Source organism: Bacillus daqingensis (genome assembly GCF_042654445.1).
Lineage (GTDB): Bacteria > Bacillota > Bacilli > Bacillales > Salisediminibacteriaceae > Alkalicoccus > Alkalicoccus luteus.
On sequence record NZ_JBHSGK010000011.1, the window covers coordinates 108721 to 127940 of the forward strand.

The window sequence follows — 19220 nt, forward strand, 5'->3', positions numbered from 1 at the left end:
GTCATAGCCTGAGTGAGAGCGGTTCGTAAAATGCAGATGAAATCTGTGGAGGTGGATAATGGGGGGAAGGAATGATAACTTGATGTTGGTAGTTGAAAAGTTCAGTGGGGCAAATGATAAGATTTTCGTTTTATAGAACAGATGGTGATAACCGTAATAAGTTTAAGTCGCAGAATGATAAGTTTTCTCCGCAACTTGAAAAGTTTGGTCCGGAGTATAATAACTTTCATTCCCGGAATGAAAACTTTTTTCCCGCACAACAAACCCTAATGCCAAAACCACCCCCATCCACCTAAAACCGCCCCGGCGTCACTTCATCGCCGGGGCCTCTGCTTCGTTCATTCGCGTTCGTCGCCTTGTAACGCGACGTCGATTTCAATGTATTCGCTGCCTTCGCGGGTAATGGCTGCCTGGCCGCTGGAGAGATCGGCGATCCAGCTTTCGAAGGTGTCTTCGCCGCCAGCTTCGACGAAACAGGTCATGCGAACGTTCTCTTCGTAGGCGATGTCCTTCAGAATATAATCGGAGTTACGGACTTCGTTCTCAATTTTGCCGAGCAGGCCGTAGTCGAACTGGAAGCGGATCACCGTGCCAAGACGGCGCTCCACGACGCCGGTCGCATTGATGCCGGCAGAGGCTGCCGAACCGTATGCGCGGATCAGCCCGCCGCCGCCGAGTTTAATGCCGCCGAAGTAGCGGGTAACGACCACACACGTGTCTTTTAAGGCGCGTTTTTTCAGGACTTCCAGCATCGGGACACCGGCGGTGCCGGACGGCTCGCCGTCATCGTTTGCTTTCTGGATTAAATCGTGCTCGCCGATCATGTAGGCGGAGCAGTTATGGTTGGCATCGCGGTGGCGCTGCTTGATTTCGTCAATGAATGCTGCAGCCTCCTCTTCCGTTTCCGTGCGCCGCACGTAGGTAATAAAACGTGACTTTTGAATGACAATTTCCGACTCGCCCTCCGGCTTGACGGTATAGTACTGATTTAGCAACGTCATCGCTCCTTTCAGCGAACATCCTGATTTCTAGCACAAAAGTTGGATTCTAAAAAAATATAGAAAAGTTGTGAATTATCCCGAGATCAGTCCCTTTTTAGGGTAAGATGAGTAATGAGATACTGTCAAGGAAGGCATTCTGATGATGAGAGCTTTACTTGACCATTTTCTGCATATAAGAGAAAATAGGAAAAAGGCTTCATGCCTGTCTGTGGTTTACACAGCTTTATCCCAAGCAAGGGAATGAGGGGACAAGTTTTACGAAATATTCTTTTCGCCTCATGCTGCGGGACCCCCAGAGAAAAATATCCGGCATCGACTAGATATATAGGCTTATGTTTGAAAAGCCCTGCATAAGGATGCCGTCCCCAGGGAGAAAGCGAGGGGTGCAATGAGCTCCTTACAGTCGATAGACGATATTCTGACCGGGATGATGGACACCGTCGGCAAAAGCAAGGAACAGATTTTTGACATCGGTGAGGATTCCCGTCAGGAGTATGAAACACTTTCAGAAGAATTGAAAGTGATAAAGGATAAGGTCATTACAGTTATTGATAAGGTCGAGCGCTCCGAAGTTCATTCCCGCTTCGCCCGCAACCGTCTGGCAGAGGTCAGCCGTCACTTTGACAGCTACTCCGATCAGGAGGTGCGCGAGGCGTATGAGCAGGCGAATAACTTTCAGGTGGAGCTTGCGGTGCTTCACCAGGAGGAAAAGCAGCTGCGCAGCAGACGTGACCATATTGAACGGCGGCTCGTAAAGCTTCAGGAAACGATGGAGCGTGCCGAGCAGCTGATCAATCAGATCAACGTCGTCATCCATTATTTAACCGGAGACCTGCAGCAGGTTTCCGAGATGCTGGAGGACGCGGAGCAGATGCAGAGGTTCGGTCTGCAGATTATTCAGGCGCAGGAAGAAGAGCGCAAGCGGCTCTCCCGTGAAATTCACGATGGACCGGCTCAAATGATGGCGAACGTGGCTATCCGCTCTGAAATTGTCGAGCGCGTGCTTGATAAGCAGGGTATTGAGCAGGCCCGCCAGGAGATCCGCGACATGAAGAGCATGGTGAAAGACTCGCTTGCGGAAGTGCGGCGCATCATTTACGATCTTCGTCCAATGGCGCTCGATGATCTCGGACTGCTGCCGACGCTCGGTAAGTATTTAAAAAACGTCGAAGAACGGTCTGGCATTACCATTGAGCTCCGCAACATGGGGCGCGAGATCCGCTATCCGACGGACATGGAAGTTGCGATTTTCCGGTTCGTACAGGAGGCCGTCAACAACGCGGTCAAGCATGCGGACCCGACGCTCATTCAGGTGAAGCTTGACGTGAAGGACCACCTCGTTACCGCGGTGATCCGGGATAACGGACGCGGCTTTGATCTCGACAAGAAAAAAGAAGGCAGCTTTGGTCTGATCGGCATGAAGGAACGGATTAACATGCTCGACGGCAAAATAAGCATCGATTCGAAAAAAGGCAAAGGGACCCTCATTATTGTGCAGATTCCCGTTGATACAGCGTAATGAATATACCTACAGGAGGAAGATAGCATGGAAAACAAACTGCGAATTGTACTCATTGATGATCATCAGCTGTTCCGCGAAGGTGTAAAGCGGATTCTTTCCATGGAAGACAGCATTGAAGTCGTGGCGGAAGGAAATGACGGGTCAGAAGTCATCGATCTCGTGCGTCAAAACCAGCCGGACGTGGTGCTGATGGACATTAACATGCCGGAAATGAACGGGATGGAAGCGACGAAGCAGCTTGTGGAAACGTTCCCGAACGTTAAAGTTCTTATTCTTTCCATTCACGATGATGAAACGTACGTCACGCACGTGCTGAAAACAGGCGCTTCCGGCTACCTGCTTAAGGAAATGGATACCGAGGCTCTGATCGAAGCCGTTAAAGTCGTTGGCGAGGGCGGGGCGTACATCCATCCAAAAGTAACGTTTAACCTCATTAAAGAATATCGTCGTCTGGCGACAGATGGCGGCGGGGAAACGGAAGTCGGCTTCCGTGAAGTCGAGTACCGTCGTCCGCTGCACCTGCTGACGCGCCGTGAGTGCGAAGTGCTGCAGCTGATGACGGATGGAAAGAGCAACCGCTCAATCGGCGAGGCACTCTATATCAGTGAAAAAACGGTTAAAAACCACGTCAGTAACATTTTGCAGAAGATGGGCATGAATGACCGCACGCAGGCGGTTGTCGATGCGATTAAAAATGGCTGGGTGAAAGTAAATTAAGGAAGCTGCCGTCCCTTACGCAGGGGCGGCTTTTCTGTGGGTCCTTCCGCGTGTTTTCCAGGAAACAATAGACATGCGAAAAGACGGTCTGCTACTATGGAAGATAGACAGCAAACGGACAATTTTGACGAAAAAGGGGACCTGGCGATGGGTAAAACAGCGGTGATTACTGACTCTACATCCTACATACCGGAAGAAACACGCAAGCAGTATAACATTACGATGGTGCCGCTGAACGTGATTTTCGGTGAGGAAACGTTTAAGGAAGAATGGGACATTACATTTGAAGATTTTTATTACAAAATGAAGCATACGGAAAAGCTGCCGACGACGTCGCAGCCGAGCATCGGTCTGTTCGAGGAAACGTATCGCGAGCTTGGAGCGGAATACGATGAAATTGTCGTCGTCACGCTCTCCAGCGGCATCAGCGGCACGTTCCAGACGGCCGTTGCCGCAGCGAACATGTTTGAGGAGCTGCCTGTGCACGTGTTTGATTCCGAAGTGAGCTGCATGATTCAAGGCTTTTATGCGCTCGAAGCAGCCAAGCTTGCGAACGAAGGCAAGGACGGCAAAGCGATTATGGCTCGGCTCGAGGAGCTGAAAGAAAAAACAAGCGCCTATTTTATGGCCGACGACTTGAATCATCTGCACCGCGGCGGACGCCTGAACGGCGCCCAGCTGTTTATCGGCAGTATGCTCAAGGTGAAGCCAGTGCTTCATTTTGAAGACAAAAAAATCGTCCCGTACGAAAAAGTGCGTACGGAGAAAAAAGCGATTGCGAAAATTCGCTCGCTGCTTGACTCGGACTTAACGCAGGAGGAATCGGCGTCGATTGCCGTCATTCACGGCAACTGCCTGGATAAAGCAGAGCCAATCGCAGACGAGCTGCGCGAGCAGTATCCGAACGCGGACGTGTACATCAGCCACTTCGGTCCGGTCATCGGCACCCATTTAGGGCCCGGCGCGATCGGCATCGGCTGGATGCACCTCGACTGAGATTCATGACCGCCGGCAACGGTCTAACAGCCGCCGGCGGAAGCAAATGTATCGAACGACAACCTATGTGATACGAACGGACCTCATTTCAATTGGGAAAGGGGTCTTTTTTATGGAAAAAGAAATCATCACCGCCCTTCGCGGCAGGCAGCTCACGATCGACGAGCTCGTGGCGGCGTTGGCAGGCGGCGAACCATTTTGTGAGAGCTACGACAGCATGAAACAGCTTCTTGATACACTCGAAGCAGAAGGGATTGTTACGAAAGCGGCGGCGATTCAAAAAACATGCCGGCGCTGCGGAGAAACGCCGACAAACTTACCGGGTTCGTGCGGACGCTGCGGCAAAGCGTGCAGCTACTGCCGCGGCTGTTTGATGATGGGCCGAATCACAGCGTGCACGTATCTGTACCGGGCGTCACCGCCAGCAGCCCATCCTGCAGCCTGCACCTGGAGCGGCTCGCTCTCGGACCTGCAGCAGCAGGGAGCGGATACGCTTGTCACGGCTTATCGGAAAAAGAGGAGCCGGCAGCTGTTGTGGGCGGTCTGCGGCGCTGGCAAAACAGAAATGCTGTTTCCGCTTATCGAAGCGGTGCTGGCTGATCAGAAGCCGGTCATGATCGCTACGCCGAGGAGGGACGTCGTGCAGGAGCTGGAACCACGCATTCGGGCTGCGTTTCCGGAAGCGAAAACGGCCGGGTTTTACGGCGGCAAGGAGCCGCACGAACGGCTCGCTTCCTTTGATATAGCCGTTGCCACGACGCATCAGCTGCTCCGCTTTCGCGACGCCTTTCCGGTGCTCATCATCGATGAAGTCGACGCGTTCCCATTTTCAGCGGATGCTGCGCTGCTCCAGGCAGCCGGTCAGGCGGTAGAACAAAACGGCCTCACCGTATATGTGACAGCAACGCCGTCACGCACGCTGCAGCAGGAGGCGAAACGCGGCAAGCTTCCTGCTGTCACCGTCGGGAGGCGCTACCACGGCGCTGATCTGCCGGTCCCGGCCTTTTACTGGGCAGGTCGCTGGCAGAAACGGCTTGAAAAGAGCCGGCTGCCGGAGACCCTCGCCCGCTTTTTACGAAAGCACCGAGAACGGCAGGTGCTGCTGTTTGTACCGGAAACCGCTGATCTGGAGCCAGTCAGAGAAGCGGTCACTAAGCTCCTTCCCGGTATCCGCTGTACGAGCGTGTATTCCGGGGAGCCGCTCCGGGCTGAGCGGGTGAAGGCCTTTCGGAACAAGCAGATCGACGTGCTCGTGACGACAACAATTCTGGAGCGGGGAATTACGATCGAAAACGTGCAGACAGCCGTGCTCGGAATCGAAGCGCCAATTTTCACTGAAACCGCCCTGATTCAAATCGCCGGACGGGCCGGACGCAGCCCGCGCTACCCGAACGGCGACGTCGCGTTTTTTCATTTTGGAAAGACGACTGCTGCGGTGCGAGCCGTTGCTACGATACGGCGCCTGAACAGGGAAAGCCGATGAAGCTCATTGTAACCGGCACGTGCCTGCTCTGCTCCGAGACAATTTATCCGGCCGGCGACTGGTATTCGCTGCTGCAGTCGAAGCTGCCGCCGCTCTGTTCAGCGTGCACCGATAAGCTCGCGCCGATTAACCAGGCGAGGTGCTGTACGATTTGCGGGCATCCCGATTCAAAGCCGCACTGTGCGGCCTGTCAGCCGGAGGACTTTATGCAGCGCTCCTTCTATCCGTACAACGACGACGTCAAGGACGTGCTTGCTCGCTTCAAATACCGCGGTGATGCGGCGCTCGCACAACTATTCCAGCTGCCGATGCAGCGGCTTTTACGCCGGCTTCCGAAAGCGGACGCAGTCGTACCAGTACCGCTGCATCCGGACCGGTTGTTTGAACGTGGCTTTAATCAGGCTGCGCTCGTCGTGAAACGTCCGAAGCTTCTGCTCGCGAGGCGCACGCTGTCGGCGAAGCAAAGTAAATCGACGCCGGCAGAGCGGGAAGCGAATCTGCGCGAAGCGTTTCACGTAACAGGGAATGTGACCGGCATGCGGATTATGCTTGTTGACGATATTTATACGACTGGTGCTACGATGCGCGCCTGTAAAGACGTTCTGATGCGGGCGGGCGCCGTATCCGTATGTGGGATAACAGTAGCACGTTCGTTACGCAAAAGTCCCATGTAAACCGTGCTCTCCCTGCCGATATTAAGCGTAGAAAAGCCGGAGATGATCCGGTTTGCAGAGGAGGAACGCATATGCCGGAGTTAGCCAACTGTCCGGACTGTGGCGGGCTTTTCGTCAAGGCGCTTAGAAGCGTTTGTGAAACGTGCGCCAAAGACGTTGAAGCCCAGTTTGATACGGTGTACAGCTTTATCCGCAAACGCGACAACCGTCGGGCGACGATCGATGAAGTCGTCGAGAGTACGGGCGTCACGAAGGAACGCATCTTTCAGTTTATCCGGGAAGGACGCATTTTACTTTCCCAGTTTCCGAATTTAACGTACCCGTGCGACGCCTGCGGGAAAGATATCCGCGAAGGAAAGCTTTGCTCAACGTGCCGGTCGAGGATCGAATCAGGCATCGAGCAGTCAAACCGCGAGAAGGATTTCAGCGACCGGAAGGCCGTTCGCGAAAAAAGCCGTTACACGACCTACCATTCCCTAGAAGGAAAAGTACGCAAAGACCGGTAAACATGCGTGCGCTTTCTGCCGATACTAGCCGTAGAAGCACGGAAGCGGATGACATGCTATCATGGAGGAAATGACTCTGCTGCGAGCAGAAGGAGGTGGCGCCCGAATGAAAATCAATCCGATGCACTCGGTTCAGGCTTATAAAAGCCAGCAGAACGTGCAGCGTCAGCAACAAGAGATCGTGAAAAAAGCGGATCAGCTGGAAATTTCCGCGCAGGCAAAAGAGCTTGCGAAGGCCCGTGAATTTACAGAAGCCCGTGAGCAGAAGGTGCAGGAGCTGAAAGCGCAGGTGCAGAACGGCACGTATAAGCCGGACGTAAATGAAACCGCGCGGAAACTATACGACTACTGGAATAAGTAAGGGGAGGCCTGTATGAAGGATAATTTATACACCATTCTGCAGGCACAGCTCAGCGTGCACGAAGAGCTTCTGACAGCTGCGGAAGAAAAGACAGCAGCCGTTCAGCAAAACGATACGAAAGCACTCGATGACCTCGTGCGTCAGGAAGCAGGACTCGCTGCCAGGCTGTCAAAGCTTGAAACGGCAAGGCGCACGCTGACAGCAGGGCTGCTGCGGGCAGAGAACCTGCCTCCGAAGCAGGCGACGCTGAGTGATCTCGCGCCGCTGTTAACAGAAGATGAGAAAGAAGCGTTCGGCGCGATGCGTACGAAGCTGATCGATGTCGTCGACAGGCTGCAGGCGCAAAATGACTTAAACCGGCAGCTGTTGGAGGATTCGCTTCGCTTTGTAAGCGTGAGCCTCGATACGATGAAGCCGAACCGGCAGTTCAGCAGCTATTCCGGCAGCGGCCGGGAAGAAGAGGAACAGAACGGGCGGTCCCTGTTTGATTCAAAAGCCTAACAGGGGCGGCCTTTTTCTGCAGGGAGGAGTAACGCAATGGTTTCCACGTTCAGCGGACTTGAAACAGCGCGCCGCGCGCTGAGTGCCAACCAGTCAGCACTGATGACGGTCGGCCATAATATCGCCAATGCCAATACGGAGGGCTATTCCCGTCAGCGGGTGAATTTTACCCAGACGGAAGCCTTCCCGAGCCCGGCCTTCAATAAGCCAGGTATTCCGGGACAAATGGGCACCGGTGTGAAAGCAGGGGAAGTGCAGCGGGTCCGGGAATCGTTTCTTGATATTCAGTACCGCGAAGAAAATCATAAAAACGGCTACTGGGGCGCCCGGCTTGATGCACTGACGAAAATGGAGGACATCATGAACGAGCCGTCCGATGACGGGATTTCCCAGGCGATGGACCGTTTCTGGCAGTCGCTCCAGGACTTGTCCGTTAATCCGGAGGACGCCGGAGCTCGATCCGTTGTGCGTCAGAACGGCGAAGCGCTTGCTGACACAATCGGCACGAATTACAGCGCAATCCAGGCGATTCAGCGCGACTACTTGAACGAAGTGGACGTCACAGAAAACAAGGTCAATTCCCTCATCCGCCAGATCGACGGCCTAAACAAGCAGATCGCATCCGTCGAACCACACGGTATGCTGCCAAATGACCTGTACGACCAGCGCGACGTGCTGCTGGATGAGCTGTCGGCCTATGTGAACATTAAAGTTGACCGCGTGCCGAGCGGCGGAAATGCGAAACAGATGGCAGACGGAAAAGTGACGGTGACGCTTGCCAATGAAAACGGCCGTGCGCTTACCGGCGCAGACGGCCAGCCGCTCACGCTCATCAACGGAACGGACCTTACATACGAGCAGATCTCGATGAACACCGTTCCGTCCGAAAGCGACGAGCTGGAGGACCCGCTCTATTCTATTTCCATCGGCGGTGAGGAAATCCGTTTAAGTGAATTCAGCTCTCCGGGCAAGCTGTTCGGTATCGCGGAAGCGTACGGTATTTATACAGGCGCAGCCGATAATCCGGCATCCGCTGCGGCAGCCGACATCCGCGGCATTTATCCGGATATGCTCAGAGAGCTCGACATGATGGTGAGCCAGTTCGCAAAAGCGCTGAACGACGTGCATAACAGCAACGCGAGCCTGAGTGAAATCGACTCCGGAGAAAATCAGGACATTGACTTTTTCGGAACCGGATCTGACGTGCGCTTTGCCAATCTCGGCGACGGGGAATACTTCGTCGGCGCAGCGAAAAACTTCCGCGTCAGCGACGAGGTCAGAAGCAGCCTCGATAACATTGCTGCCTCAAGCTTTGACGGTGGCCAGGCGTTTGCCGGAGACGGATCGGGAGCGCTTGCGCTTGCAAACGTCAAGGATGCGCGCCTGAACTTTGGCGGCAGTACGACGAACGTGCAGAGCTTTTACCAGTCGGTGATCGGCGAAATGGCCGTGGAAACGAGTGAAGCTGGCCGGCTCGAGCGAAACACGGCTTCGCTGCGGGAATCGGTGGAAAACCGCCGCCATTCGGTGAGCAGCGTGTCGCTGGATGAAGAGATGTCGCTCATGATTCAGTTTCAGCATTCCTATAACGCAGCGGCACGAAGCCTGACGAACATGGATGACATTCTCGACCGCGTCATCAATGGCATGGGCCGCGTCGGTCTGTAAGAAACGACTAGAGGAGGAAACGGCATGCGAGTAACCCAGTCAATGATGACTGCCAATTCGATGAAGCATTTATCCAGCGGGTACGGACAGATGATGAAATACCAGGACCAGCTTTCAAGCGGGAAGAAAATTTCCCGCGCCTCCCAGGATCCGGTCGTGGCGATGAACGGCATCCGCTACCGGACTCAGGTGACGGAAACCGGCCAGTTTAAGCGCAACCTGTCTGAAGCGCACAACTGGATGGATACGTCGGATGCGACGCTTGATAAAGCGACGAACTCGCTCCACCGCATCCGCGAGCTGACCGTGCAGGCGTCCAATGACTCCTACGAATCCGGACAGCGCTCCAATATCGCAAAAGAAGTCGCCCAGCTGCGCGAGCACCTGGCGTCGCTTGCGAACACGCGCAACAACAATAAATACATGTTCAACGGCACGGATACGACGAACGCTCCGGTTGATACGAGCCGCATGGATATCGGCTTTAACGGCCTGAGCGGCGTGTTGGAGGGAGATCTCCCAGAGGAAGCCGAGGACTTTCCGCTCGACGTGATGTATAAAGGAAACGCCTATACCTTTCAAGGCATGGAAGGAGACAGCGCGGTCTTCACAGGACCGGATAACGAGACGATTTCGTTTACGATCGAGGACGGCAGCGTAACGGGAGCCGTGCGCAGCTTTACCGAGGACGGCACGACCCGCACGGAATCGCTTCCTGAGCGGAGCGTCATCGTCTCTCATAAAGATGCTGTATCGACGAATGGGCGCACGGTGAGCGTGGAGCTGATGAAGGGCACGAACGTGGACATTAACGTGAATCCGCAGGCCGTCTTCGGCAACCAGCTTTTTGCGGATTTAAAGGCGCTGGAGAACGCGCTGGAGCATCCGGATACAACAGCCTCGGAGCTTTCCGCCATGCTAGACGTGCTTGATAAGCACGTGAACAATTCCGTTAATGAACGCGCGGAGCTCGGCGCGCGCATGAACCGGGTCGAGATGATCGACCGCCGCGTGCAGGAGCAGGAAGTGATCGCCAAGCGGATCATGTCCGACAACGAGGACGTGGAAATGGAGGAAGCGATCATGAACTTAATGGCCGCTGAAAACATACACCGCGCAGCACTCTCCTCCGGGGCACGCATCATGCAGCCGTCGCTCATGGATTTTCTCCGGTAACAGCTGATGCAGATTCAAATTGAGGTAACCCACGCGAAAACGGGCATGACGCATCACCGTCCGCCGATGCAGATTACGCAGCGGCCGGCAGAGCTGTCGATTCAGCAGAATCCGGGCAGCGTGCAGATGAGTAAGACGGACGGGAAGCTGACGATTGATCAGACCGAAGCGTTTGCAGATGCCGGATTAAAAGGCATTCTCCGCCGCAACAACGAAATGGCCGCTAAAGCGAATCAGCAGGTGCTCGCCTATATCGCGAAGGTGGCCCGGGACGGGGAGCAGCTGAAGCGGATTGAAGAGCCAGGTAATAAAATCGCCATGCTCGCCAAAGAGCGCGGCCGCATCTTTGAGCACGAGCTCGCCTACCGTCAGGTTCCGTCCGGGACGGAGAAGGTGCGCATATCCTATGAGCCGTCGCAGCTGTCGGTAACGGTCACTCCGGCTGACGTAGCCGTTAACGTGACGCCGCACCGGCCGCAGATCGATGCGCCTCGTTGGAGTGTTGACACATACGTCACACAAAAGCCGGACGTGCGAGTCACGGCCCCGCGTCTTGACCGGACTATATAATAGTAGAAACTGGGTGTTCCATTTGTCAGGGGACGCCTTTTTCATTATCACGAATCGCTACCAACATTTAGTAGATATAAGCCAAATTCCTTATCGAAATGCAGAAGCTTAATGCGGTACACTAAACGAAGTGAAGAAAAACAGGGGGATGATTATGCAAATTGAAACGAAGTATAGCGGCACAGTGGACATCAACGAAGCGAACATTACCGTCTTCCCGTCCGGTATCCCAAGCTTTGAAGCGGAAAAGCAGTTTGTGCTGCTCCCATTCGCAGAAGAAACGGGGCCGTTTTACATTCTGCAGTCCATCGCGACAGCGGAGCTTGCTTTTATCGTTATGAATCCGTTTACGTTTTTTCCGGATTATGAAGTGGAGCTGAGCGATCAGACGTTGGAAGCGCTCCACGTAAGCGCCGAAGAGGACGTGTCGCTGTTCGTCATGCTGACGCTGAAGGATTCGTGGCAGGACTCCTCTGCGAATCTGCGCGGACCGATCGTGATTAATCATGAGACACGTCTTGGACGGCAAATCGTACTGGCAGAAAGCAGCTATTCGACGAAACATGCGCTGCCGGTGCCGGCAAAGGAGGGGAAGTAAATGCTCGTTCTTTCCCGAAAGCAGAATCAGTCGATTAAAATCGGCGATGATATCGAGCTCACGGTCGTTTCGGTTGAAGGCGATCAGGTGAAGCTCGGCATTAACGCACCGAAGAACGTCGAGATCCACCGCAAAGAGGTGTACCTTGCGATTCAAGAGGAAAACGCAAGCGCTGCTTCTTCCAGTATTGATGTGCTGACAGCCTTCGCAAAAAATGATTCGAGTCACTAAAAACATCCAATAAGTGGAATAAACATGCAGGTGCGCCCGCAAGGCATCGATAATTGTCTTAGAATTGTCTGCGTCTTTTGCCTCTATAGCAAGCCTTTTGTGAACCGATGACTGACTGGAAAATACCTATCGAATCTTGTCGTTTTTTTTCTCAACGTGTATTCTTATGAGTAGACCAATAAAGGGAGGATCTTCATTCATGCAACAATCGTATACACCGACCCACACTGCAGCGAACGGCCAGGTCCTCGTCATCGATCATGACCGCTATCTCACCGGCAACTCGGAGAAGCGCCTGCAGGAAACCCTGCCGGGAGAGCGTGTCATTGTCGAACAGGGGGATGTCCAATCGTTTGATGACGCCTCCCATGTGTTTCTGCTGATCGAATCCCTGACGTCGGAAACGACAGACTGGATCGACGACGTGTTGGAACGGACGGGGGATGCCAAAGTGCTGCTTGTGACAGTCGGACGTCCGAGCAGTTCACTGATTCCATATTTGTCGAATCATCTGAGCGGTCTGTTGTCGTTACATAGCTTTTATACGTACGGAAAAACGATTATCAGCACCGTCGACGAATTCGGCTGCTACCTCGAGCAGGGCATGCATGACGACCTCGTCCGCCACCTGCACGAGCAGAAGCTGCGCGACCGGCCGATCAAGCGGCTCGTTCTGAGGCAGGAGGACGTACAGTACCAGCTCACGAAAAACGAGCGCGCCGTTCTTCAGCACATTTTGGACGGCCACAACAACCGTAAAATTGCCGAACTTATGTACCTTGCCCCATCCACCGTCAGCACCGTTATCAGCCACCTGCTGAAAAAGCTCGGCGCTAACGACCGCACCGACGCCATGGTGCGCATTATCCGCAACGGCTGGGTCGATGCAATGAGGTAAAGGTTTTGAAGCTCTCCGAATAGGAGGGCTTTATTTTGTGTACAAAGAAATGGGTCGTTCTCCGCTTTCGATCGAACGCTTTCCGGAGGGCCGGCCTCAGCTAACTGGCTTTGTGAAACAAAGCCAGTGGATCTTCGGCTCGTCCTAATCCTCCCGGAGTCGTCGATCTTCGCTACGAATAAAACGTTTGGCGGTTTTCAAGACTATTTATAGTTTATTGTTAAAGCTAATGGAATAAAGCCCAGTCCGAAAGTTTGCGACCGTTCTGTTTTACGGAAGGTATAAACACTTGAGCTCAGTCGGTTGCATAAGGGTAATTTATTATTTATCGATCATATCTGTTTGTACACAGCATACATTATTAATATGAGCGTATAGCCCTCCATACTGGAAAGCTTTTAATTTCAAAAGAAAAGTGACCTATTTCCTAAACATTAATTAACTTCCTCCGATATTAACCATGCAGGGCAGAGGAACCGGCGGCCGACGGAACCAACGCCCTAACTACGTACTTCCATCACAAGGATGTGACCGGGAGTTAAAATCAGGGAGGATACTTTTTATGATTATTAACAACAATATTTCAGCACTGAACACGCACCGTCAGATGGGTATGAACCAAAATGCAATGCAGAATTCCATGGAGAAGCTTTCTTCAGGACTTCGTATCAACCGTGCAGGAGACGATGCAGCAGGACTTGCGATCTCTGAGAAAATGCGCGCACAGATTAATGGTTTGGATCAGGCGAGCCGTAACGCTCAGGATGGAATTTCCATGATTCAGACCGCGGAAGGTGCTCTGGATGAGACTCATTCTATTCTACAGCGTATGCGTGAATTAGCAGTTCAATCTAGCAATGATACAAACACATTGACAGACCGTGTAGAAATTCAAAAAGAGGTCAATCAACTTATTTCTGAAATTGATCGTATTTCAACTGACACAGAATTTAATACGCAAAAGTTACTTGATGGTGAGGTTGATGTTAAGTTTCATATTGGTGCTAACGCAGAACAAAACATCGAAGTACAAATAGCAGATATGAGTGCTACTGGAGATATACTATCTCTTGAAGGTTTAACGGTGGATGATGAAGACTTTGCAGGTTTCATTAGTGATCCATCGACAGTAACGGTTGGTGACGGAATTCTTCATCAAGAGGGTGCAGATGCAGCTATTACAACCATTAATGACGCTATTGAAAGAGTTTCCGCAGAACGTTCGATGCTAGGAGCGGTTCAAAACCGTTTAGAACATACAATTTCTAACTTGGATAATGCGTCTGAGAATTTATCAGCTGCAGAATCACGAATTCGTGATGTTGATATGGCTGCGGAAATGATGGAAATGACTAAATCTAACATTCTTTCACAAGCATCTCAATCTATGTTAGCGCAAGCAAACCAACAACCACAGGCGGTCCTTCAACTATTAGGATAATACGTTAGGCATTGATTAATTCAATGCCTTATTTTAATAAAAATGCACACATGGATGTGTGAGGCTTTATAATTCAAGGAGGATATTAAATGATTATTAATAATAATATATCAGCATTAAACACACACAGACAAATGGGAATCAATCAAAACCAAATGCAAAATTCTATGGAGAAACTTTCTTCAGGATTGCGTATTAATAGAGCTGGCGATGACGCAGCTGGCTTAGCAATTTCCGAGAAAATGCGTGCTCAGATTAACGGTCTAGATCAGGCAAGCCGCAATGCACAAGATGGAATATCGTTAATTCAAACTGCGGAAGGTGCGCTTGACGAAACGCATAGCATCTTACAAAGGATGCGTGAACTAGCTGTTCAATCGTCCAATGACACAAATACTGACTCAGATCGAGCTGAAATACAAAAAGAGGTCGATCAACTAGCTCAGGAGATCACCCGAATTGCAGACAATACAGAATTTAATACTCAAAATCTTCTTGGGGGAGATTTTGAAGGTAAATTTCATATCGGAGCTAACGAAAATCAAAATATAACTTTGAATATTGGCGCTATGGATGCTCAATCACTGGGTGCCGGTATTGCTTATGATACTAATGATGATGGCGACACTATTACTTACGGACCGGAAGGGGAAACTTCTACTGCAACTTGGCAAGAAGCGATTTCTGAGGGAGACCTAATTTCTGGAACAGAAGGAGAAACCGATGCGGTTTATGCTGAGGCCGATCAAGTCGCAGGTTATTATGATGAAGAAGAACTTATTTTAGCTGCTTCAGAAGCGTTAGGTACAGAAACAGTTGGCGTAACGGGAATTAACGTTTCTACACAAGGTAATGCTGATGAGGCAATTACATCATTAAACAATGCTATTGAACAAGTGTCTGCTGAGAGATCTATGCTAGGCGCAACCCAAAATCGTCTTGAGCATACAATTTCTAACTTGGATAACGCTTCTGAAAATCTTTCTGCTGCAGAATCTAGAATCCGCGATGTAGATATGGCTGCTGAAATGATGGAAATGACTCGTGCTAACATCCTTTCTCAGGCTTCCCAATCTATGCTGGCTCAAGCTAACCAACAGCCACAAGCTGTACTTCAGCTTCTAGGATAATTGAATTCAGTATTAAAGGTTCCAGCTTAAGCTGGGCCTTTTTTATTAATTTTGATTTTATAAAGATTATATTATCAATAAAAGCTAAACAGCCGGAGGTAAGCGCCGATATATACATCAGAACAGTAAAAACCTCAAAAGACGGTAAACTCAGGACGAGTTTCGTGTGTTATTTATTGCAGGAGGCAATGGATGTTCATTCGTATCTCGTCTTTTTCGTACCAGCTTTTCCTGTGTCAAGCTGTTCGTTATCTTCCATGGAAGGAGGAGCTGTCCCGTGCTCGTAATGCAATGTAAAGCAGGAGACTGCATTGTAGTGGGTGACAACGTCACTCTGCGGGTCGTTCAAGGCAAACAAGGGCAGTTACGACTGGCGTTTGACGCGCCAAAAGAAATCGCCATTAAGCGCCAAGACACGAAGCAGACCGGTTAGTAAATGGTGTTTTAGCAGGAAAAGAATCGAATAAAAAAAGCTCAGGACGAGCAGACAAGCGAAACGCGCTGCAGGATGCAGTAGACGGTTTCTTAGTCTGCTCGTTTTTTGTTTTTTACATGCCAAGGAGGGTATAACATGCTGGTATTAGGAAGGAAGCCTGGGGAATACGTCGTTATCAATGAGGAAATCACAGTCAAGGTTGTTCGAGGTGCTGGAGGTCAGCTGAGACTCGCCATCGACGCACCTAGACATATGAGCATCACCCGCGGAGAAGTATACGAAGAGCAGCAACAGACGGCTGCATTCTTAGCTGCGCAGCAGGATACAAATCAACAGCTTCAAGCATAAAAAACACGAATGCTCAAGGACGAGCGGAGGAAGCTTCAGAACGGTACACGTTCTGACCCTTCCTCTGCTCGTACAAAAAAGTAAGAGCAGAATAGTTGACTGTTACTCTGACACGTTCGGCATAAACGGATGTATGCCAAAATACTATTACACGGAGGTCATGTAATCATGATTATCAACAACAACATTTCAGCGTTAAACACTCACCGTCAACTTGGAATGAACCAGAATGCAATGCAAAATTCAATGGAGAAACTTGCTTCAGGACTTCGTATTAACAGAGCCGGTGACGACGCAGCAGGCCTAGCGATTTCTGAAAAGATGCGTGCACAGATTAATGGTTTAGATCAGGCTAGCCGAAATGCCCAAGATGGCATATCTTTAATTCAGACTGCAGAAGGAGCGCTTGATGAAACTCATAGCATCTTACAACGAATGCGCGAGCTTGCAGTTCAATCTGCAAACGATACTAACGTAGAGAAAGACCGAGAAGAAATTCAAAAAGAAGTAGATCAACTGGCTCAGGAAATCAGCCGTATTTCTGGTAATACTGAATTTAACACGCAGAATCTATTAGGTGGGGATTTTCAGGCTAAGTTTCAAATTGGAGCTAATGCGAACCAGAATATATCATTAGGTATTAATGATATGAGCGCCACTGCTCTAGGTGTTATCGGTACAGAACCTGGGGCAGTAGTAGCGGTTGATGGATTTGATGTTCAGAACCTTACTCAAAATGAAATAACGATTAATTATACCCCTGCAAATACGGAAACTGACGGCGCTGCGAGAGAGACAACTGCTGTATTTGATGCAGAAGCTAATACAATTACAGTGACTCTTGGGCAAGCAGCAGGGGACAATACTGTTGCAGGAGCTATTACAGCAACAAAAAATGATGTTATTTCAGCATTGAATGCTACGGGAGCAGTAAGTGCTGTTGAAGGAGGAGCTACTGGTACAGATCTTGCTGCCGTAGCTACACCTGCCACAGTTGCAGCGGGTACTGAAGACGCTTCAAAGGGAATTAACGTTTCTACACAGGAAGCAGCTAACGCGGCAATCACAACAATCAACAATGCGATTGAAACTGTTTCAGCAGAGCGCTCCAAGCTTGGAGCTACTCAAAACCGCTTGGATCATACAATTTCTAACCTAAATAATGCCTCCGAAAACCTCTCCGCTGCGGAATCTCGTATTCGTGACGTGGATATGGCGAAAGAAATGATGGAAATGACGCGTGCCAACATTCTATCTCAGGCTTCCCAATCTATGCTGGCGCAAGCTAACCAGCAGCCACAAGCTGTACTTCAGCTTCTTGGTTAATACCTTCTCAAGACCTGTCCTTCGGGATGGGTCTTTTTTGTTTTTGACTTTCGAAAGTCCTTGTTTTACTCGCTATTAGCTGGTTATTATAGTGAAATATACATAGTTATTTTTATGCAGGGGAGTCGGTGTGATGAGGCGTCGGAAAAAGGAGCGGTACGTGATGCTTGGCGCGGTCGTTGTGCTGCTCGGGTTTAATGTGTGGTTTATGCCGCAGTTTCTGGATCGGGTGTACGGCGAGCCGGAGGAAGCGCTGGCGAACGAGGAGCTCGATGCAGAAGTGGAAATAGACATAGAAGAACCGCTGTCATCATTTGAAACGGACATCGGTGAAGAGGTTCCTGTTGAGGAACCGGAGTCGCAGACCGCTGCGGAGCGTGAGCCGGATCAGTTGCTTGCGGAAGCCGACGAGTGGGAGGCTGAGGTGTTGGTGACAGAAGCGGACGACCGGTTTGAGGTTGAAGTGAACGGAGCAGTGCTCTATGCGGGTATGGCGGAGGCTTCGCTCACAGAGGCGCTTGGCGCTGCGGAGTCGCAGACGCTGCATCACGATTTTCAGCCGCCTGGTCAGGAGCTGATCGTGAGCGCGGTGCATCACGCTTATGAGGATGTGGATGTGTACGTTCGCTCGCATACGGGCGACGTGTATACGATCGTCGTACAGCTGCCTGTGGAAGAGCTTGCCGAGAGCGACTGGGAGGAGCTGGACGGGACAGCAGACCGCCGGCTGGAGAACGACGGCGGCCTGCTGTTGCTGGATACCCGCCGTGCGGATGAAGGCTGGGTGACGCTCCTATTAACCTCGTCGGTGCGCTAGCGCTCCGGCAGGCGGTGAACGCTCGTCACCCAGTGGTGGCGAATCGCGTAGACGATGCAGCTCGTACGCTCGGTGCAGCCGGTTCTTCGCATCAGATTGCCGATGTAGCGCTTGATGGTTTTGAGCGAATAGTGCATCTCATCGGCGGTTTTCTGGGTGGAGTAGCCGTTAATCAAGTAGTAGAGCACGAGGCGCTCCTGTTTCGTAACCGATTCGGGGATCTGCTCGTGGTTCAATTCAAACGATTCGATCGGGCGCTGTGAAAATTTATATTGAAAGTTATGCTCGGCTATTTCAAAGCTGAGGCCGGGATCGGCGATAAAGTCGTATTCCTCAAGCTGCTGCAAATACAGCTCCGGGCGTTCGCTCATCGATTCGACCGAAATGAGTCCTTTAATCGGGTACTCGAGCAGCGTACGTGCTTCAGCCAGGTGTGCTTCATCGGTGAGGATGACCGGCTCGAGATCGTTCATGATAGTGGACGATTCTTCCGGAAAGTGTTCCAGCATGCGCGCAGCTCGCGGGTGGTAAACGAAAATATGATCAAACCGGGCGGCTTCTTTCGGATCAAAGCTCGTTAAAAATGAGCAGGAAATCGGTTCTGGAAAGCGGATCTGCTTCATTCTCTCGGATGTTGCCTGGGGGGCGTGCAAAATTGCAACGTCTTTTTCGGTCAGCATCGTCATAAACAAACCTGCCTTTTCGAATTGTGTCTATTTATATATGTATCATATTCAATTTGTAATATCTATGTAATATTCCGAAAACATTCCGATACTAGAAAGATTGATACTTTTGAAATAGGTCTTCGTTTAATAGA

The 19220-nt window shown here is 51.1% G+C and carries 22 protein-coding genes; 20 read left to right on the forward strand and 2 right to left on the reverse strand.

Annotated elements, in window-relative coordinates; genetic code table 11:
* Nucleotides 1–338: 338 nt before the first annotated feature.
* A complete protein-coding gene (locus tag ACFO4L_RS10135; RefSeq protein ID WP_377909558.1) occupies nt 339–995 on the reverse strand; it encodes a YigZ family protein in 657 nt (218 codons plus the stop codon).
* A gap of 394 nt (nt 996–1389) precedes the next feature.
* Between ACFO4L_RS10135 and ACFO4L_RS10140 the strand changes: the two genes are divergently transcribed.
* The 20 genes from ACFO4L_RS10140 to ACFO4L_RS10235 all read left to right on the forward strand — a co-directional run bounded on the left by ACFO4L_RS10140 (nt 1390) and on the right by ACFO4L_RS10235 (nt 18400).
* Nucleotides 1390–2520 (forward strand): sensor histidine kinase, encoded by a 1131-nt coding sequence (locus tag ACFO4L_RS10140; protein WP_377909559.1) that lies wholly within the window; start codon nt 1390–1392, stop codon nt 2518–2520.
* Nucleotides 2521–2547: 27 nt separating this feature from the next.
* Entirely contained in the window at nt 2548–3240 is a 693-nt protein-coding gene (locus tag ACFO4L_RS10145) for a response regulator transcription factor (RefSeq protein WP_377909560.1), read from the forward strand.
* A 96-nt stretch (nt 3241–3336) separates the two neighbouring features.
* Nucleotides 3337–4236 (forward strand): DegV family protein, encoded by a 900-nt coding sequence (locus ACFO4L_RS10150; RefSeq protein ID WP_377909561.1) that lies wholly within the window; start codon nt 3337–3339, stop codon nt 4234–4236.
* 112 nt (nt 4237–4348) lie between these two features.
* Nucleotides 4349–5719, forward strand: coding sequence for an ATP-dependent helicase ComFA (locus tag ACFO4L_RS10155; protein ID WP_377909562.1), 1371 nt, complete (start codon nt 4349–4351; stop codon nt 5717–5719).
* Nucleotides 5716–6393, forward strand: coding sequence for a ComF family protein (locus ACFO4L_RS10160; protein WP_377909563.1), 678 nt, complete (start codon nt 5716–5718; stop codon nt 6391–6393). The genes ACFO4L_RS10155 and ACFO4L_RS10160 overlap by 4 nt, the downstream gene beginning before the upstream one ends.
* A 71-nt stretch (nt 6394–6464) precedes the next feature.
* Nucleotides 6465–6899, forward strand: coding sequence for a TIGR03826 family flagellar region protein (locus ACFO4L_RS10165; RefSeq protein WP_377909564.1), 435 nt, complete (start codon nt 6465–6467; stop codon nt 6897–6899).
* A 106-nt stretch (nt 6900–7005) separates the two neighbouring features.
* The gene (gene flgM / locus ACFO4L_RS10170) at nt 7006–7260 is read left to right on the forward strand and encodes a flagellar biosynthesis anti-sigma factor FlgM (protein WP_377909565.1); all 255 of its coding nucleotides are present in this window, start codon (nt 7006–7008) and stop codon (nt 7258–7260) included.
* A 12-nt stretch (nt 7261–7272) separates the two neighbouring features.
* Complete coding sequence (locus ACFO4L_RS10175; RefSeq protein WP_377909566.1) at nt 7273–7761, forward strand: flagellar protein FlgN; 489 nt, start codon at nt 7273–7275, stop codon at nt 7759–7761.
* 36 nt (nt 7762–7797) lie between these two features.
* On the forward strand, nt 7798–9429 hold the full coding sequence (gene flgK / locus ACFO4L_RS10180; protein ID WP_377909567.1) for a flagellar hook-associated protein FlgK: 1632 nt from the start codon (nt 7798–7800) through the stop codon (nt 9427–9429).
* Nucleotides 9430–9453: 24 nt separating this feature from the next.
* Nucleotides 9454–10605: a flagellar hook-associated protein FlgL gene (gene flgL, locus ACFO4L_RS10185; protein ID WP_377909568.1), complete on the forward strand. Its 1152-nt coding sequence runs from the start codon at nt 9454–9456 to the stop codon at nt 10603–10605.
* Between the two features lie 6 nt (nt 10606–10611).
* Nucleotides 10612–11175 (forward strand): DUF6470 family protein, encoded by a 564-nt coding sequence (locus tag ACFO4L_RS10190; protein WP_377909569.1) that lies wholly within the window; start codon nt 10612–10614, stop codon nt 11173–11175.
* Between the two features lie 154 nt (nt 11176–11329).
* Nucleotides 11330–11773 (forward strand): flagellar assembly protein FliW, encoded by a 444-nt coding sequence (gene fliW / locus ACFO4L_RS10195; RefSeq protein ID WP_377909570.1) that lies wholly within the window; start codon nt 11330–11332, stop codon nt 11771–11773.
* Nucleotides 11774–12004, forward strand: coding sequence for a carbon storage regulator CsrA (csrA, locus tag ACFO4L_RS10200; RefSeq protein ID WP_168005357.1), 231 nt, complete (start codon nt 11774–11776; stop codon nt 12002–12004).
* Nucleotides 12005–12203: 199 nt separating this feature from the next.
* Entirely contained in the window at nt 12204–12902 is a 699-nt protein-coding gene (locus ACFO4L_RS10205; RefSeq protein WP_377909571.1) for a response regulator transcription factor, read from the forward strand.
* Nucleotides 12903–13464: 562 nt separating this feature from the next.
* Nucleotides 13465–14343: a flagellin N-terminal helical domain-containing protein gene (locus ACFO4L_RS10210; RefSeq protein WP_377909572.1), complete on the forward strand. Its 879-nt coding sequence runs from the start codon at nt 13465–13467 to the stop codon at nt 14341–14343.
* Between the two features lie 89 nt (nt 14344–14432).
* Entirely contained in the window at nt 14433–15473 is a 1041-nt protein-coding gene (locus tag ACFO4L_RS10215) for a flagellin N-terminal helical domain-containing protein (protein ID WP_377909573.1), read from the forward strand.
* 286 nt (nt 15474–15759) lie between these two features.
* Nucleotides 15760–15906, forward strand: a complete 147-nt coding sequence (locus tag ACFO4L_RS10220) for a carbon storage regulator (RefSeq protein ID WP_377909708.1) — start codon at nt 15760–15762, stop codon at nt 15904–15906.
* 138 nt (nt 15907–16044) lie between these two features.
* Nucleotides 16045–16257, forward strand: coding sequence for a carbon storage regulator (locus ACFO4L_RS10225; protein ID WP_377909574.1), 213 nt, complete (start codon nt 16045–16047; stop codon nt 16255–16257).
* 168 nt (nt 16258–16425) lie between these two features.
* On the forward strand, nt 16426–17583 hold the full coding sequence (locus tag ACFO4L_RS10230) for a flagellin N-terminal helical domain-containing protein (RefSeq protein WP_377909575.1): 1158 nt from the start codon (nt 16426–16428) through the stop codon (nt 17581–17583).
* Between the two features lie 133 nt (nt 17584–17716).
* On the forward strand, nt 17717–18400 hold the full coding sequence (locus tag ACFO4L_RS10235; RefSeq protein WP_377909576.1) for a hypothetical protein: 684 nt from the start codon (nt 17717–17719) through the stop codon (nt 18398–18400).
* On the opposite strand, the gene ACFO4L_RS10240 is transcribed toward ACFO4L_RS10235, so the two are convergent.
* On the reverse strand, nt 18397–19086 hold the full coding sequence (locus tag ACFO4L_RS10240; protein ID WP_377909577.1) for a helix-turn-helix transcriptional regulator: 690 nt from the start codon (nt 19084–19086) through the stop codon (nt 18397–18399). The two genes, ACFO4L_RS10235 and ACFO4L_RS10240, sit on opposite strands and share 4 nt — an antisense overlap.
* Between the last annotated feature and the right edge of the window lie 134 nt (nt 19087–19220).